This window comes from Sphingomonas sp. GW821-FHT09B04 (assembly GCF_059418285.1).
The window spans coordinates 436,066-449,806 of sequence record NZ_JBWKPO010000002.1; the positions used below are offsets into that span (position 1 = coordinate 436,066).

A 13,741-nucleotide genomic window follows, 5' to 3' on the forward strand; every position below is an offset into this window, starting at 1 on the left:
ATGGCTACTTTCCTCGAATTCGAGAAGCCGATTGCCGAGCTTCAGGCTCGCATCGACGAACTACGTGATGCCGCGGCTGGCGGCGAGGTCGATATCGACAGCGAAGTCGCGAAACTTCAGGCGAAGTCGGACAAGTTCCTGCGCGATGCCTATGCGCGCCTGACCCCCTGGCAGAAGACGCTGGTCGCCCGCCATCCGGAGCGGCCGCATTTCAAACATTATGTCGCGCGGCTGATCACCGACTTCATGCCGCTGGGCGGCGACCGCGCCTTTGCCGATGACGCGGCGATCCAGGGCGGTCTTGGCCGTTTCCGCGGGCAGCGCGTGGTGGTGATCGGGCACGAAAAGGGCGACGATACCGCGAGCCGGCTGAAGCATAATTTCGGCATGGGTAAGCCCGAGGGCTATCGCAAGGCGATCCGACTGGTCGAGCTTGCCAACAAGTTCGGGATTCCCGTGATCACGCTGGTCGATACGTCAGGCGCTTTCCCCGGCATGGAGGCCGAGGAGCGCGGACAGGCCGAGGCGATCGCCCGCTCGACCGAGGCTTGCCTCAACGCCGGCGTGCCTCTGGTCGCATCGATCCTGGGCGAGGGCGGCTCGGGCGGCGCGGTGGCGCTGGCCGCGGGCAACCGTGTGCTGATGATGGAACATGCCGTCTATTCGGTGATCTCGCCCGAGGGCTGCGCCTCGATCCTGTGGCGCACCGCCGACAAGGCCGCCGACGCCGCCGAGGCGATGAAGATTACCGCGCAGCACCTGAAGGAGCTGGGTGTGATCGACACGATCGTGCCGGAGCCGCTGGGCGGCGCGCATCGCGACCACGATGTCGCGATCGATTCGCTGGGCGATGCGATCGAATCGGCGCTGGGCGAACTGGCGGGGCAGGATGCCGTGACGCTGCGTCAGGGCCGCCGCGCCAAGTTCCTGGCGATGGGCCGGGCCTGAGGTTTGGCGAATGCCCGCGCGGGCGCCACTTCTGACGGACAAAAGAAAAGGGCGGCGAACCGATGGTTCGCCGCCCAATTCTGTCGTTCGTGAACGAAGGGTCTTACGACGCCTTCATGTTCGACGAAACGTTACCGAAGGTGGTCTTGAGCTGGTTGCCCAGGCCCTGCATTGCGGCAATCGCGGCGACGGCGATCAGAGCGGCGATCAGGCCGTACTCGATTGCGGTGGCGCCCTTCTTGTTGCCAAAAATCTTGCGGATCGTCTTCATACCGGTCTCCATCCTGTTCACAAGCTTCAGTTACCCGGCTGTCCGCGGGTAAGACCCGTGTCCAGCAAGGACGGAAATTACGGGGTGGAAGTTAACAAAGGCCTTAGACGCACCGAGTCGCGAACGAGAAATCAGTGCGCTTCCTGCACTGCGGTACTGACGTTGGTCCACATGCCGGTTGTCGTGTCGGCGAGTCCGATCAGTGCAGACATCATCGCGAGCACGACGAGCGCAAGGATCAGGCCGTATTCGACTGCTGTTGCGCCGCGGCGGCAGCGCAATAAGCGGGTGGTAAGTGTTGTCGGCACTTGCATCCATGCAGCCTTGTCGAGTTCAGATTACCGGAAACTAGGGAAACAAGATTAATGAAATGTCGATGCTGAAGACGAGTGGCTCCGATACTGAGAAATCCGGTGGCAAAATGCTGATGGTAGTCGCCGCAGCGCTGGTGGATGGCGACGGCCGGGTGCTGGTGCAGCAGCGTCCGCCGGGCAAGCCGATGGCGGGACTGTGGGAGTTTCCGGGCGGCAAGGTCGATCCCGGCGAGCTGCCCGAGGCGGCGCTGTGCCGCGAGCTGGAAGAGGAATTGGGCATTGGCGTCGAAAGCGCGTGCCTTGCCCCGGCATGTTTCGCCAGCGAGTCGCTGGGTGACCGGCATCTGCTGTTGCTCCTCTACGCGCTGCGCAAGTGGAGCGGGGTACCGCAAGCACATCACGCGACCGCGCTTAAATGGGTGCGCCCGCTCGAGCTCCACCGGCTTGAGATGCCGCCTGCGGACAAGCCCTTGATCGGCCTGCTCGAAGCCTTGATCTAGCCGCCCGGTTTGAGCGCGGCGGCGAGCGAGGCGGTCGCCGAACCCCGGCGCGCCGGTTTGGGCTGCGAGGGGTCGGGCGCCCAGCCGGTCAGGAAGATCGTGTCGAACCGTTCGGTGGTGCGCCCCTCCGCATCGGCGCGCGCCGCGAATCCGGCGGCGGCGCGGGCGACCGTTGCGCGGCTCAGCGGCGGCGAAGACGGCAACAGGCTGGTCGCCGCCATGCCGCGCAGATCGCGCACCAGATCGAACAGGCTGGCATAGCGGACCTTGAGGTCCTCGACATCCGCGACAGGCAGAGCGAACCCTGCCCGAACGAGCAGATCGCCCGCCGCCCGCACATCGACCTGCGGATGCACCCGAGCTGCGGGCCGCTCTGCCTCCGCTTCGAGCAGCACCGAGCGCAGCGTCGAAAGGGTGCCCCCGCCCAGAAACGCGCCGAGGAACAATCCGTCGGGGCGCAGGGCACGGCGGATCAGTGTCAGCGCACCGGGCAGGTCGTTGACCGTGTCGAGACTGCCTGCAGCGATGACGAGATCGAAGCTGGCGTCGGGAAAGAGCGGCTGATCCTCCTCGCCTTGCACCCCGCCCGCCATTGCAGCGAAGCGTGCGCCGGCGTCGACTCGAGTCACGCGGGTGCCAGGCGGCGGCGTGAAGCTGCCGTCGAAACAGCCGAGGTCGAGCACATCCGTGAAGTCGCGACGCACCGCATCGAGCCGCTCGCCAATCCCCTCGACCATCCAGTCGCGGATGAAGGCGGCGTCGGCGAAGCGGGGGGCGGCACGGTCGCGGCGCGCGCGGCGGCGGGCGCGGTCGAAGATCTCGGGCGGAGTCGTCACGCGGCGGCTTGTGCCGATTTCGTCCGCGCGCGACAAGCCGGTGCGGGGGAACGCAAATGGGGGTCGCCGAACCGGTCCGGAAACTCGTCGCGCTGGCGCTTCCGCCACGCTGTCCGGGCTGTGGCGAGGTGGTGGACGCGGATCATCGCTTCTGCTCGTCCTGCTGGGGGCAGCTGACGCTGATCGCGCCGCCCTGGTGCGCCACCTGCAACCGGCCTTTCGACTATGATCGCGGACCCGATGCGCAGTGCGGCCAATGCCTTGCTATGCCGCCCGTGCATGACGGGGTACGCGCGGCGGTCGCCTATGGCCCGGCGGCGCGCGCGCTGGTGCTCAAGCTCAAATATGGGCGGCGCACCGCCTATGCCGCCACTGCGGCGGGGTTGATGGCGCGGCTGATGCCCGAGGGCGCTGAGCTGTTGGTCCCGGTGCCACTCCATCGCTGGCGCATCTGGGGGCGGGGGTTCAATCAGGCCGCGTTGATCGCGCGCGCTCTCTCGCGGCGCTCTGGCGTGCCGGTCGAACTCGATCTGCTTCGCCGGGTGAAGGCGACTCCGGTTCTGCGGGGCCTTGGCGCGCGCGGGCGGACCAAGGCGGTGGCGGGGGCATTCGCCCCGACGCACAATGCCCGGGAAATTCTCAAGGGCAGGACAGTGGTGCTGGTGGACGACATTCACACCAGCGGCGCCACCACCGATGCCTGCGCGCATGCGCTCAAGCGCGCGGGCGCCGCGAAGGTGACGGTCTTGTGCTGGGCGCGCGTGCTCGATCCCGATGCCGCAGATTGACAAGTGCGGCCTGCGCTCTCACCTCGGAAGGCGATGGCAAAGATCGAAATCTATACCAAGGCGTTCTGCGGCTATTGCGCGCGGGCCAAGGCGCTGCTCGACAGCAAGGGCGCGGATTATGAGGAATTCGACCTGACGATGGGCGGGCCGAAGCGCGCGGAGATGATCCAGCGCGCCAATGGCCGCACCACCGTGCCCCAGATCTTCATCGACGGCGCGCATATCGGCGGATCGGACGATCTGGCCGCGCTGGAGCGCGAGGGCAGGCTGGACGCACTGCTCGGCCAATGAAGGCCGCGGTCCTCCAGATGACGAGTGGGATCGACCCGCTCGCCAATGCCCGTACGCTGGCCGATGGCGCCGCGCAGGCCGCCGCGGGCGGTGCAGCGATGCTGTTCACACCCGAGATGTCGGGCCTGCTCGACCGCCAGCGCGAGCGTGCGGCGGCGAACATTGTCGCGGAAGGCGAGGACCGCGTGCTCGCGGCCGTGCGCGAGGCGGCGGCGAAGCACGGAATCTGGGTGCATCTGGGGTCGCTGGCGTTGAAGGGCGAAGAGGACGGGCGTTTCGTCAATCGCGGCTTCGTGATCGATGGCAGCGGCGACATCCGCGCGCGCTACGACAAGCTGCATCTGTTCGATGTCGATTTGCCGACCGGCGAACGCTGGCGCGAATCCGACGCCTATGCGCCAGGCGCGGGAGCAGCGGTGGTTGCGACGCCGCTGGGCAAGCTTGGCTTGTCTATCTGCTACGATCTGCGCTTCCCCGACCTGTTCCGTGCGTTGACCGACGCGGGCGCGACGTTGCTGGCGGTGCCTGCGGCCTTCACCCGCCCGACCGGACAGGCGCATTGGCACGTGCTGCTGCGCGCGCGGGCGATCGAGGCCGGGGTGCATGTGATCGCCGCGGCGCAGACGGGCGAGCATGAAGACGGCCGCGCCACCTATGGCCACAGCCTGGCGATCGATCCCTGGGGCGAAGTGCTGCTCGACATGGGCGAGGGTGCCGGGCTGGGCTTTGCCGATATTGATCCTGCGCGCGTCGCGGACGTGCGCTCGCGCGTGCCTGCACTCGCCCATCGCCGCGCGATCCCGCCGGTGGACGTGATCGCATGATCGTCTTCGACCTCAAATGCGGCGGCGGCCATGTGTTCGAGGCGTGGTTCGGGTCGAGCGCCGATTATGAAAGCCAGCGCGACCGCGCGCTGATCGCCTGTCCGATGTGCGGCGACAGCGCGATCGACAAGGCTGTGATGGCGCCCAATGTCGCGGCCAAGGGCAATCGCCGCAGCGATGCGGTGCCTGTTGCGGGCAAGCCTGACCCCAAGGCGCTGATGGCCGCGCTCGCCGAGGCGCAGGCGAAGATGCTCGAAGGCTCCAAATGGGTCGGCGTCGCTTTTGCCGACAAGGCGCGTGCGATGCATTTGGGAGAAGAGGCGCACGCCCCGATCCACGGCCAGGCCAGTGCGGAGGAAGCCAGGGCGCTGATCGAGGAGGGGGTGGCGGTCGCGCCGCTTCCGTTGCCGGTCGTGCCGCCCGAACAGCGCAACTGACGCGGATTGCCCCTGTAAACAGGGGTTGGCGGCGCCTTTCAAAGCTGGCTATTGGGGCGTCGAGTGACTCCGTAGCTCAGCAGGATAGAGCATCAGATTCCTAATCTGAGGGCCGCGCGTTCGAATCGCGCCGGGGTCACCATTTTTTCTCTGTTTCCAGCTGCCGGACGGTTTGACTTCGCAGGCGCGGACGCACATCTCCGTGTCATGTCATGTTCCGAACATCGGCGGCGATACCGCACCCATGCGGGACAACTCCTGGCAGGCATCTAGCCCCGGGCTCTCCAGCGGCACGTCCCGAGGAGTTCGGGGCAAGGGTCGGTGATCCGAAGCGCTCTTCCAACCGGAGGGGCGTGTTCCGTCTTCAGGAGAAATGACAATGAGCGCGACGCGCACGGCCCGGACGCGGCCGCAAATCCATATGATCGATACCGAAGCCGAGCGGCTTTCGGAGCTGGCGCTGAGCATCGAGACTGCGATGCCACAGGTCAGCGACTTGCTGCTGCGTGAGACCACGCGCGCAAAGCTGCACCGTGCGGCCAGCATTCCTGCGGATGTCGTGACGATGGGGACGCAGGTCGAGTTCCGCGACGAAGCGAGCGGGGTGACCCGCACCGTGACGCTCGCCTGGCCACAGGATGCGGATATCGCCGCAGGCCGCATCTCGATCCTCACCCCGATCGGGGCCGGGCTGATCGGGCTGAGCGAGGGGCAGCAAATCTTGTGGCCCGACCGCGATGGCCGCGAGCGCAACCTCATGATCGTGCGCGTCGGTCAGCCCTCTGCAGCCTGAACCGGCAACGGCTCCGGCACGCGACGCCGTGCCGGAGCCGTCCCTTCGCGCTTGCAACAAACAACCCATGCTTCTAACAGCTCGTGATAATCGTTATCATTAGCAGGTGTGCAAGATGCAGGTCGTTCGTCGTTCCGGGAAGTTGCTCGATGGCCTGTCGCGATCCGCGCTAATCGCCTGCGCGCTGGCCACGCCGATGCTCGCCGCCGCGCATGAGGGCGAGGACGGGAACGACACGGTGGTGATCACCGGCGTCAACACCAAGGGTACCGGATCGGGCACCAAGACCGATACGCCGCTGATAGAGACGCCGCAGAGCATTACCGTGATCGACGGCGCGGAGCTCACGCTGCGTAACGTCCAGTCGATCAATCAGGCGCTCGGCTATGTCGCGGGGGTTTCGCCCAATCAGCGCGGCGGCATGGTCACACGCTATGATCAGCTGGTCCTGCGCGGCTTTGCGCCCGGCGTATATCAGGACGGGATGCGGCTGATCGCAGGCCCCTATTCGACGCCGCAGATCGACTTCAACCGCGTCGAGCGGGTCGACATCGTCAAGGGGCCGGCCTCGGTCCTCTATGGCAACTCGACCCCCGGCGGCCTTGTCAACCTCGTCAGCAAGATGCCCGAAGCGACCGCGTTCGGCCGGGTCGAGCTGCAGGCGGGCAATTACGACACGCTGCGCGCGGTTGCCGACGTCAACCAGCCGCTCGACGGCGAGGGGCGGCTGTTGTTTCGTGTCATCGGCGGCTGGTAGAAGGGCGACGGCCTGACCGACGGCACCTTTGCCGAACGCTATCATGTCAGCCCGATGATCACCTTCGCGCCGACGCAGCAGACCAGCCTGACCCTGCTCGCGGCGTATCAGCGTTCGCCCTCGGGCGGCGGCTATTCGGGGGTTCCGGCCTATGGTTCGGTGCTGCCCAATCCGTTCGGCGAGCTGCGCCGCGAGATCAACACCGGCGATCCCGGCTATGAACGCTACGACCATAAGCAAAAGGCGGTCGCCGCCTTCTTCCGCCACGAATTCAACGACAGCCTCAGCTTCCGTTCGAACTTCCGCTTCCAAAACAACCAGCTGAGCTACCGCCAGCTTTATGTGGCGGGCTTTGCGCGGACGGCGGCGGGCAACAGCGACTTTTCGACGATCACCCGCGGCGGCGGCGGTGCGGACGAGGATTTCGATACGCTGACGCTCGACAATCACTTCGCGGCGAAGTTCGCAACCGGACCGCTCCGGCACAATGTGCTGGTTGGCGTCGACTATCAGACGATCACCGGTGAGAATTTCCAGCAGTTCAACACCGGCGTCTCGGCGAACCCGCTGACCAGTATTCCCAACCTCAACCTGTTCAGGCCGGCCTATGGCGGCGCGCTGCCGAGCTTCGATCTCACCGTCCTCTCGTCCGGCTACGTCAACACCTATGGCAAACGGACTCAGGTCGGCGTGTATCTGCAGGACCAGATCGCGATCGGACGGCTCCAGCTGATCGCAAGCGGGCGTTTCGACTGGTACGACCAGACCACGCGTAACAAGAGGGTTGCGGCGGGCGGCAATGGCGCGGCGACCTTCCTGTCACAGAACGCCTTCACTGCGCGGCTGGGGGCGCTCTACGAGTTCGAGTTCGGGCTCTCCCCCTATTTCAGCTTCTCGGAATCGTTCGAGCCGCAGACCGGCTCACGCTACGTGACGCCGACCACGACGGAGCCGTTCGAGCCGGTCACCGGGCGCCAGTATGAGGCTGGGCTGAAGTTCCAGCCGCGGGGCACCAGTGCGATCTTCACCGCGTCGGTCTATGATCTGCGGCGGCGCAAGGTGCCGGTCGCGGATCCCGGTGCACCCGCCAACGGCCTGCCGTCCAACTCCCAGATTCAGATCGGCGAAGTGCGTGTGCGCGGTGTCGAGCTGGAAGGGCGGGGCGAGGTCGCTCCCGGTCTCGATGTGATCGTGGCGGCCAGCTACACCGACGCGATCATCACGCAGGGGACCAAGGCTACTGCGGCGACGGCTACCGTCGGCGCAGTCCCGACCACTACGGGGACGCGCCAGCTCGGCACGCCCGAATGGCTGGCGTCGGGCTTCGTTTCCTATGATTTCGGCCGCAACGCCGGCGTGACCGGCCCGCTCGGCGGGCTGAAGCTGGGCGCCGGGGTGCGCTATGTTGGCGGATCGGACGGGACAACCCAGTACAAGGTGGTCAACGGCGTCGCGATCTTCGAACGCTTTACGACGGACTCGTTCACGCTGGTCGATGCGCTGATCGGCTATGACCTTGGCGAAGCGAGCAGCGCGCTGACCGGCTTTAATCTGGCAGTGAACGCGGCGAACCTGTTCGACACGCGCCATGTCAGCGCCTGTCCGTTCAACAACAGCTGCTATTTCGGCGCCGGGCGCACCGTGACGGCGTCGCTTCGCTTCAACTGGTGAAGGTCCGGGTTTCGATTCTCCCCACGCCGGGGAGGATCGAAACCTGCCCGATAACTCTGCGCATGAAAAAAGCCCCCGAGGCGAACCCCGGGGGCTTTCTGCTGTCCTGACCGGCAGAGATGCCGGCCGTGGATTAGCTGACGTGCTTGGCGATGTGCTTGTTCAGCTCGAACATCGTCGCCTTGTCACCGCCGAAGACCTTCTTCAGCTTGTCATCGGCCAGGATCTCACGCTTGTTGGCGGGGTTCTGGAGATTGTTTTCCTTGATGTGGACCCACATCTTGCTGACGATCTCGCTGCGCGGCAGCGGACCTGCGCCGACGATCGCGGCGAGCTCGGGCGAGGGGGTGACTGGCTTCGCGATGCCGCCACGGGCCCCGCCGGATGCCTTCTTTTCCGCCATATTTTCTTCTCCTCTGTGAGCCGGTGACAAGCCCCCGGGCTCAGATATGCTCCAGCGCCGACGGTTTGTGGGCTGCGTTCCCACCGTTGTCGCTGGAGACGATGTACTGTGGTTCTCTATGCGATGCACGTACTTGATGGCCTTTCAAGGCCATAACGGGCGTTTGTTTGTGGAGAACTTGCCCTCTGAGCGCCCCTCCGGGCGGTTTGCGCACGGCAAGACGTCCTCAGAGGGGCCAGGCCGTGCCGATTCTCTCCACGACGGAGTAAATGGCGAAGGGCGCGCCCGGCTTCCCGAACGCGCCCTCCTGTAGCCGGTATGCCCCGGCTCTGGTCGATTTGCCCCTTAGAACTTCACGCGTGCCTTCACACCGTAGAAGCGCGGCGGTGCGGGATAGACCGCGAAGCTGCTGCCCTGCTCGGGGATCGGGAACGAGGTGATGTTGTAATAGGTGTCGAACAGGTTCTCGACATAGGCCTCGATCCCGAACCGGCCGCCTTCGCCGAAGTTCAGACCGACGCGGGCGTTGACGATGCTGTAGCCGTCATTGGTGGTGTATGGCCGCGCGATCGCAGGGTTGATCGTGTTCGCATCGCTGTTGGTGCGCCAGTCGATGTGGAACAGCGCGCCGACAGTATCGCTGATCTGCGGGGTCCAGGTCACCGCGCCGGTGATGACGTTGCGCGGTGAGTTGGTCAGCGGCTTGCCATTGTCTGCCCCTGCGAGCGGGTCCTTCACCTCGGTGTCGAGCAGGGTGTAGTTGAGCGCGAAGGTCAGGTTCGAGGTCGGGCGGATCACCGATTCAAGCTCGATGCCCTTCGAGACCACCTTGGCGAAGTTGCGGGTGACGAAGCGCGTGCCCTCGAACGAGTTGTTCTGGTAGCCCTTGAACTCCTGATAGAAGCCCGCGAGGTTGATCTGGAGGCCGCGGATCGGGTTGCTCTTGATGCCGATTTCATAGGCGTCGACCAGCTCGTTGCCGAACTCCAGATCGCTGATCTGCGCACCATTGCCGCCGAGCAGCCGCGAGTCGAACGAACCGCGGTCGAGGTTGTAGCCGCCCGATTTGTAGCCGCGGTCATACCCGCCATAGAGCAAATAGTTGTCGGAGAGCTTGAACGCGAGCTTTGCGGTGCCAGTGAACTCGTCCTCGGTCCGCTTGCCGTTGTAGCTGCCGTTGAACTCCGAGTTGATCGTCGGGTTGCAGGTATAAAGATGCGCAAGGCCGAACAAGCCAAGCGGGTTGGACGGGCTCGCCCCCTGCGCCATCAGCGCCTGGCGGAACATTGCCGAGTTCGGGTTGAGCCAGAAGCTGCACGACGGCACCGACGCATTGAGGTTCGCGTCGATCTTCTTGGTCTCGCGATTGTAACGCAGACCCAGCGTCAACGACAGATTGTCGGTGAAGTTTATGATGTTGTGCGTGAACAGCGCGAAGGCCTGGGTGTCCACCTTGTAGCGATCAGCCTGCTGACCCGCGCCGTCCGGCGTGCGTGGGATCGGCTGGAGGAACGTGTCACGCACACCGGGATTTGCGAGAACCGCGGCCTGCTGCGCTGGAGTCATCTGGGAAAAGGCGACCTGACCGAACAGGGGCACGCCCGCACCCAGCGTCCCAAACAGCTGCGCGCCGTTGGGAAGCAGCGCGTTCCGGGTCAGCTGGCTGAAGATGCCGTCGACGAACTGGTCGGCCTGGGTACCGTAACGGACCACGTCGGTCAGGTTCAGTTTCTCGTTGAGGTAGAAGCCGCCGACGAGCCAGTCGAGCTTCCCATCGAACGCGCTGCCCTTGAGGCGGAGTTCCTGGGTGAAGTCCTTGATGCCCGTGCGATAGCCGTCGCGATAGGCGCGGTCCGCGCCCGAGAAATCGATGTCCTGGCTGCGCACCGCGCGCCAGTCGCGATAGGCGGTGATCGAGGTGAGGGTAACGTCGCCCAGATTCCAGTCGAGCTGGCCCGAAATACCCCATTCCTTGACCTTTTCGGTCAGGTTGCGGTTGGGCGATGTCGCCATCTGCCGCCCCTCGCGATCGAAGGGCCGGACGATGCCGTCACGGCCGACCGCACCGCCCAGCGCGGGGGTTCCTGCGAGCGCATCGATCAGGTTGCTGGTGATGAAGCCCAGCACGCCGCCGGAGGTGGTGGTGTCGCGGCCGGAGGGGAGCAGCTCGAAGCCCGATCCGGTGTTGATCGCGCCGCAGCATGCCTCATCCGTCTGGGCATAATCGCCGATCAGGCGGAAGGTGACGTTGGTCGTCTCGAACTTCGCCTGGCCGCGGACGAACCAGCGGTCGATATTGTTGAAGTCGCGGCCGGTGTTGGGATCGGTGATATAGCCGTCACGCTTGTGATAGCCACCGTCGACGCGCAGCGCGAGCTGCTCGGTGACGCCGCCGGTCAGACCGGCCTTGATCTCGACTTCGTTATAATTGCCGTACGAGCCCTCGACATAGCCGCCGAGGTCGAACGATGGACCCTGGGTGGTGATGCTGAGCGCGCCGGCCGAGGTGTTGCGGCCGAACAACGTGCCCTGCGGGCCGCGCAGCACTTCGACGCGGTCGATCGGGGGCAGGTCGGACAGTGCGACGCCCGCGCGGGCGCGGAACACGCCATCGATGAACACGCCAACCGCCGGCTCGAAGCCGGGGTTGTCGCCCGCGGTGCCGATGCCGCGGATGCGCAGCACTACGCCGGTTGCGGCCGACTGGCCCGTCGTCACCTGAAGGCTCGGCGTCACCTGGCGCAGGCCACGAATGTCGCTGACGCCGGCATTTTCGAGCTGTTCGGCACCGACGACGCTGACTGCGATCGGCACATCCTGTGCCGCCTGGGCGCGGCCCGTGGCGGTGACGACGACTTCTTCGGTGACATCGGCAGGATCAGCCTGTGCTGTATCCTGCGCGAAGGCGGGGGTTGTGGCCATCAGGGTGATGGCAGTCGCGGTGAGCAGTTGGAACTTCCGCATGAAAGACTCCTCTCTGGGGTGGTGCCGCTTCTTTGGCCGGTCACCTGTTTCTGTTGGCGAAGCTACCGCTCCCCGAATCCTTACGTCAACGTCAAATCACGTCAGGAATCCCCCGGAAATGCTTGCAATTCCTCTTCACACCGGGTTGTTGCCGAAGCGCAACACAGGCAGGCGAGCTTGCCGTAGCGTCACGCACGAAACACAGGATTTGCAGGACGATGAGCTGTCACGATCACGATGAGCCCGAGGATGGCGACATGGTCGCTTCGCCGCCCAAGATCGCAGTGCCCGACGACGTCGCCGAGGCGGTCCGCACCATCCTGCGCTGGACCGGCGACGACCCGAATCGCGAAGGTCTGCTCGATACCCCCATGCGGGTTGCGCGAGCGTGGAAGGAATATTGTCAGGGCTATGGCGAGGATCCGGCGCACCATTTGTCGCGCGTCTTCGAGGAAGTGGGCGGCTATGACGAGATCGTGCTGCTGAAGGACATCCCGTTCCAGTCGCATTGCGAGCATCACATGGCGCCGATCATCGGCCGCGCGTCGATTGCCTATCTTCCGCAGGATCATGTCGTCGGCATCTCCAAACTCGCGCGCGTGCTCCATGCCTATGCGCGCCGGCTGCAGGTGCAGGAGCGGCTGACCGCCGAGGTCGCCGACTGCATCTGGAACCACCTCCACCCGCGCGGCGTCGCGGTGGTGATCGAGGCAAGCCATGCCTGCATGACCGCGCGCGGCGTGCGCACGCCGGGCGTCGGCATGGTCACCAGCCGGATGATGGGCGTGTTCCGTGAGGATGAGCGCAGCCGCAAGGAAGTGCTGGCGTTGATGGGCTATTGATGCGCGTTCTGGTGACAGGCGGCGCGCGGCGGATCGGGGCCGCGATCGTGCGGCATCTGGTGTCCGCCGGGCACAAGGTCGCGGTGCATCACCATGACTCGCACGATGAAGCGGAGGCGCTGGCGGCCGAGCTGGGCGTCGCGCTCGTCACCGCCGACCTCGCCGATGCCGCGGAGACGCGTGGGCTGGCGCAGGCTGCGGCCGAGGCGCTGGGCGGACCGGTCGAGGGGCTGGTCAACAACGCTTCGCTGTTTGGATGGGATGCGTTGCCGGTCGCCGATTATTCGGGGCTCGACCGGCATATGCACGTCAACCTTGGCGCGCCGCTGGTGCTCGCTTCGGCGATGGCGGCGCAAACCGGATTGGGGGAGGGCGCGATCGTCAATCTGCTCGATCAGAAGCTCGACAATCCCAACCCCGATTTCCTGACCTATACGCTGAGCAAGGCGGGGCTGGCCGAGGCGACGCGGCTGCTGGCGATGGCGCTGGCCCCGCGCATTCGCGTCAACGCGGTCTCGCCGGGGATTTCGTTGCCCAGTCTCGATCAGAGCGAAGCGGAGTTCGCAAAGGCATCGACGCAGAACCTGCTTGAGCGTCAGGTCGAACTTGGCGACATCGCCCGCACCGTCGAACATCTGCTCACCGCGCGCAGCATCACCGGTCAGAACGTCTTCGTCGATTGCGGCCAGCGTTTCGTGCGCCGCGAGGGCGATGTGATGTTCGAGGGGCGGGAGCGGCCAGGTGGTTGAGTATACGATCCTGCTTGAGGGGCTGGAGGTCACGATTGGCCTTGGCATCCACGATCATGAACGCGCGGCGCCGCAGCGGGTGTCGGTCAGCGTTTGGCTGACCTGCGCCTATGAAGGGGCTCCCGAAGACCAGATCGAGGCAGTGGTCGACTATGACTATCTGCGCGAAGGTATCCGCGCGCTGGCTGCCGCGCGGCATATCGAGCTGCAGGAGACCTTGTGCGAAGAGGTCGCTCGGCTTGCCCTCGCCGCCGACCCGCGGGTGCGCGCGGTCAAGGTGCGGTCGATGAAGCTCGACGTCTATCCCGATGCGCGCGTAGGATGCGAAGTCGCACGCACGCGCGGCTGATAAG

The 13,741-nt window shown here is 65.4% G+C and carries 18 protein-coding genes and 1 tRNA gene; 13 read left to right on the plus strand and 6 right to left on the minus strand.

Annotated features, from left to right (window positions below):
• Entirely contained in the window at positions 1-948 is a 948-nt protein-coding gene (locus AC07NK_RS08060; RefSeq protein ID WP_495170066.1) for an acetyl-CoA carboxylase carboxyltransferase subunit alpha, read from the plus strand.
• Positions 949-1,051: 103 nt separating this feature from the next.
• Here the strand turns inward: AC07NK_RS08060 and AC07NK_RS08065 are convergent, their stop codons facing one another.
• A complete protein-coding gene (locus AC07NK_RS08065; protein ID WP_343518863.1) occupies positions 1,052-1,219 on the minus strand; it encodes a Flp family type IVb pilin in 168 nt (55 codons plus the stop codon).
• Positions 1,220-1,350: 131 nt separating this feature from the next.
• Positions 1,351-1,533 (minus strand): Flp family type IVb pilin, encoded by a 183-nt coding sequence (locus AC07NK_RS08070; protein ID WP_495170067.1) that lies wholly within the window; start codon positions 1,531-1,533, stop codon positions 1,351-1,353.
• Positions 1,534-1,595: 62 nt separating this feature from the next.
• Between AC07NK_RS08070 and AC07NK_RS08075 the strand changes: the two genes are divergently transcribed.
• Positions 1,596-2,033 carry a (deoxy)nucleoside triphosphate pyrophosphohydrolase gene (locus AC07NK_RS08075; protein ID WP_495170068.1) on the plus strand — a complete coding sequence of 146 codons (438 nt, stop codon included), beginning with the start codon at positions 1,596-1,598 and terminating at the stop codon, positions 2,031-2,033.
• Here AC07NK_RS08075 and AC07NK_RS08080 read toward each other — a convergent pair.
• Positions 2,030-2,869: a methyltransferase domain-containing protein gene (locus AC07NK_RS08080; RefSeq protein WP_495170069.1), complete on the minus strand. Its 840-nt coding sequence runs from the start codon at positions 2,867-2,869 to the stop codon at positions 2,030-2,032. The two genes, AC07NK_RS08075 and AC07NK_RS08080, sit on opposite strands and share 4 nt — an antisense overlap.
• 56 nt (positions 2,870-2,925) lie before the next feature.
• On the opposite strand from AC07NK_RS08080, the gene AC07NK_RS08085 reads away from it, so the two are divergent.
• From AC07NK_RS08085 to AC07NK_RS08120, 8 genes are all read left to right on the plus strand, one after another.
• Entirely contained in the window at positions 2,926-3,657 is a 732-nt protein-coding gene (locus AC07NK_RS08085; protein WP_495170070.1) for a double zinc ribbon domain-containing protein, read from the plus strand.
• A gap of 33 nt (positions 3,658-3,690) precedes the next feature.
• On the plus strand, positions 3,691-3,948 hold the full coding sequence (grxC, locus tag AC07NK_RS08090) for a glutaredoxin 3 (protein ID WP_495170071.1): 258 nt from the start codon (positions 3,691-3,693) through the stop codon (positions 3,946-3,948).
• Positions 3,945-4,772 (plus strand): carbon-nitrogen hydrolase family protein, encoded by an 828-nt coding sequence (locus AC07NK_RS08095; RefSeq protein WP_495170072.1) that lies wholly within the window; start codon positions 3,945-3,947, stop codon positions 4,770-4,772. Before grxC ends, AC07NK_RS08095 begins: the two co-directional genes overlap by 4 nt.
• Positions 4,769-5,209: a DUF1178 family protein gene (locus AC07NK_RS08100; RefSeq protein ID WP_495170073.1), complete on the plus strand. Its 441-nt coding sequence runs from the start codon at positions 4,769-4,771 to the stop codon at positions 5,207-5,209. Before AC07NK_RS08095 ends, AC07NK_RS08100 begins: the two co-directional genes overlap by 4 nt.
• 65 nt (positions 5,210-5,274) lie before the next feature.
• Positions 5,275-5,351: transfer RNA gene (locus tag AC07NK_RS08105), tRNA-Arg, on the plus strand.
• 237 nt (positions 5,352-5,588) lie between these two features.
• Complete coding sequence (gene rnk / locus AC07NK_RS08110) at positions 5,589-6,002, plus strand: nucleoside diphosphate kinase regulator (protein WP_495170074.1); 414 nt, start codon at positions 5,589-5,591, stop codon at positions 6,000-6,002.
• 115 nt (positions 6,003-6,117) lie between these two features.
• Positions 6,118-6,759, plus strand: a complete 642-nt coding sequence (locus tag AC07NK_RS08115; protein WP_495170075.1) for a TonB-dependent siderophore receptor — start codon at positions 6,118-6,120, stop codon at positions 6,757-6,759.
• 54 nt (positions 6,760-6,813) lie between these two features.
• Positions 6,814-8,430 (plus strand): TonB-dependent siderophore receptor, encoded by a 1,617-nt coding sequence (locus AC07NK_RS08120; protein WP_495170076.1) that lies wholly within the window; start codon positions 6,814-6,816, stop codon positions 8,428-8,430.
• A 133-nt stretch (positions 8,431-8,563) separates the two neighbouring features.
• Here AC07NK_RS08120 and AC07NK_RS08125 read toward each other — a convergent pair whose 3' ends face one another.
• The 3 genes from AC07NK_RS08125 to AC07NK_RS08135 all read right to left on the minus strand — a co-directional run bounded on the left by AC07NK_RS08125 (position 8,564) and on the right by AC07NK_RS08135 (position 11,797).
• Positions 8,564-8,833: an SWIB/MDM2 domain-containing protein gene (locus AC07NK_RS08125; protein WP_495170077.1), complete on the minus strand. Its 270-nt coding sequence runs from the start codon at positions 8,831-8,833 to the stop codon at positions 8,564-8,566.
• Between the two features lie 40 nt (positions 8,834-8,873).
• Positions 8,874-9,047, minus strand: a complete 174-nt coding sequence (locus AC07NK_RS08130; RefSeq protein ID WP_495170078.1) for a hypervirulence associated TUDOR domain-containing protein — start codon at positions 9,045-9,047, stop codon at positions 8,874-8,876.
• Positions 9,048-9,178: 131 nt separating this feature from the next.
• Entirely contained in the window at positions 9,179-11,797 is a 2,619-nt protein-coding gene (locus AC07NK_RS08135; RefSeq protein ID WP_495170079.1) for a TonB-dependent receptor, read from the minus strand.
• A gap of 257 nt (positions 11,798-12,054) precedes the next feature.
• On the opposite strand from AC07NK_RS08135, the gene folE reads away from it, so the two are divergent.
• The 3 genes from folE to AC07NK_RS08150 are packed head-to-tail and all read left to right on the plus strand — an operon-like array spanning position 12,055 to position 13,737.
• Positions 12,055-12,639 (plus strand): GTP cyclohydrolase I FolE, encoded by a 585-nt coding sequence (gene folE, locus AC07NK_RS08140; RefSeq protein WP_495170351.1) that lies wholly within the window; start codon positions 12,055-12,057, stop codon positions 12,637-12,639.
• A complete protein-coding gene (locus AC07NK_RS08145; protein ID WP_495170080.1) occupies positions 12,639-13,388 on the plus strand; it encodes an SDR family oxidoreductase in 750 nt (249 codons plus the stop codon). Before folE ends, AC07NK_RS08145 begins: the two co-directional genes overlap by 1 nt.
• Positions 13,381-13,737, plus strand: coding sequence for a dihydroneopterin aldolase (locus AC07NK_RS08150; protein ID WP_495170081.1), 357 nt, complete (start codon positions 13,381-13,383; stop codon positions 13,735-13,737). Before AC07NK_RS08145 ends, AC07NK_RS08150 begins: the two co-directional genes overlap by 8 nt.
• Positions 13,738-13,741: the final 4 nt, after the last annotated feature.

Excerpts from the sequence above, each read along its gene's own strand:
- AC07NK_RS08060 (WP_495170066.1), top strand. The coding sequence starts at position 1 with ATGGCTACTTTCCTCGAATTCGAGAAGCCGATTGCCGAGCTTCAGGCT.
- AC07NK_RS08065 (WP_343518863.1), bottom strand. The coding sequence starts at position 1,219 with ATGAAGACGATCCGCAAGATTTTTGGCAACAAGAAGGGCGCCACCGCA.
- AC07NK_RS08070 (WP_495170067.1), bottom strand. The coding sequence starts at position 1,533 with ATGCAAGTGCCGACAACACTTACCACCCGCTTATTGCGCTGCCGCCGC.
- AC07NK_RS08075 (WP_495170068.1), top strand. The coding sequence starts at position 1,596 with ATGCTGAAGACGAGTGGCTCCGATACTGAGAAATCCGGTGGCAAAATG.
- AC07NK_RS08085 (WP_495170070.1), top strand. The coding sequence starts at position 2,926 with ATGGGGGTCGCCGAACCGGTCCGGAAACTCGTCGCGCTGGCGCTTCCG.
- grxC (WP_495170071.1), top strand. The coding sequence starts at position 3,691 with ATGGCAAAGATCGAAATCTATACCAAGGCGTTCTGCGGCTATTGCGCG.
- AC07NK_RS08095 (WP_495170072.1), top strand. The coding sequence starts at position 3,945 with ATGAAGGCCGCGGTCCTCCAGATGACGAGTGGGATCGACCCGCTCGCC.
- AC07NK_RS08100 (WP_495170073.1), top strand. The coding sequence starts at position 4,769 with ATGATCGTCTTCGACCTCAAATGCGGCGGCGGCCATGTGTTCGAGGCG.
- rnk (WP_495170074.1), top strand. The coding sequence starts at position 5,589 with ATGAGCGCGACGCGCACGGCCCGGACGCGGCCGCAAATCCATATGATC.
- AC07NK_RS08115 (WP_495170075.1), top strand. The coding sequence starts at position 6,118 with ATGCAGGTCGTTCGTCGTTCCGGGAAGTTGCTCGATGGCCTGTCGCGA.
- AC07NK_RS08120 (WP_495170076.1), top strand. The coding sequence starts at position 6,814 with ATGATCACCTTCGCGCCGACGCAGCAGACCAGCCTGACCCTGCTCGCG.
- AC07NK_RS08125 (WP_495170077.1), bottom strand. The coding sequence starts at position 8,833 with ATGGCGGAAAAGAAGGCATCCGGCGGGGCCCGTGGCGGCATCGCGAAG.
- AC07NK_RS08135 (WP_495170079.1), bottom strand. The coding sequence starts at position 11,797 with ATGCGGAAGTTCCAACTGCTCACCGCGACTGCCATCACCCTGATGGCC.
- folE (WP_495170351.1), top strand. The coding sequence starts at position 12,055 with ATGGTCGCTTCGCCGCCCAAGATCGCAGTGCCCGACGACGTCGCCGAG.
- AC07NK_RS08145 (WP_495170080.1), top strand. The coding sequence starts at position 12,639 with ATGCGCGTTCTGGTGACAGGCGGCGCGCGGCGGATCGGGGCCGCGATC.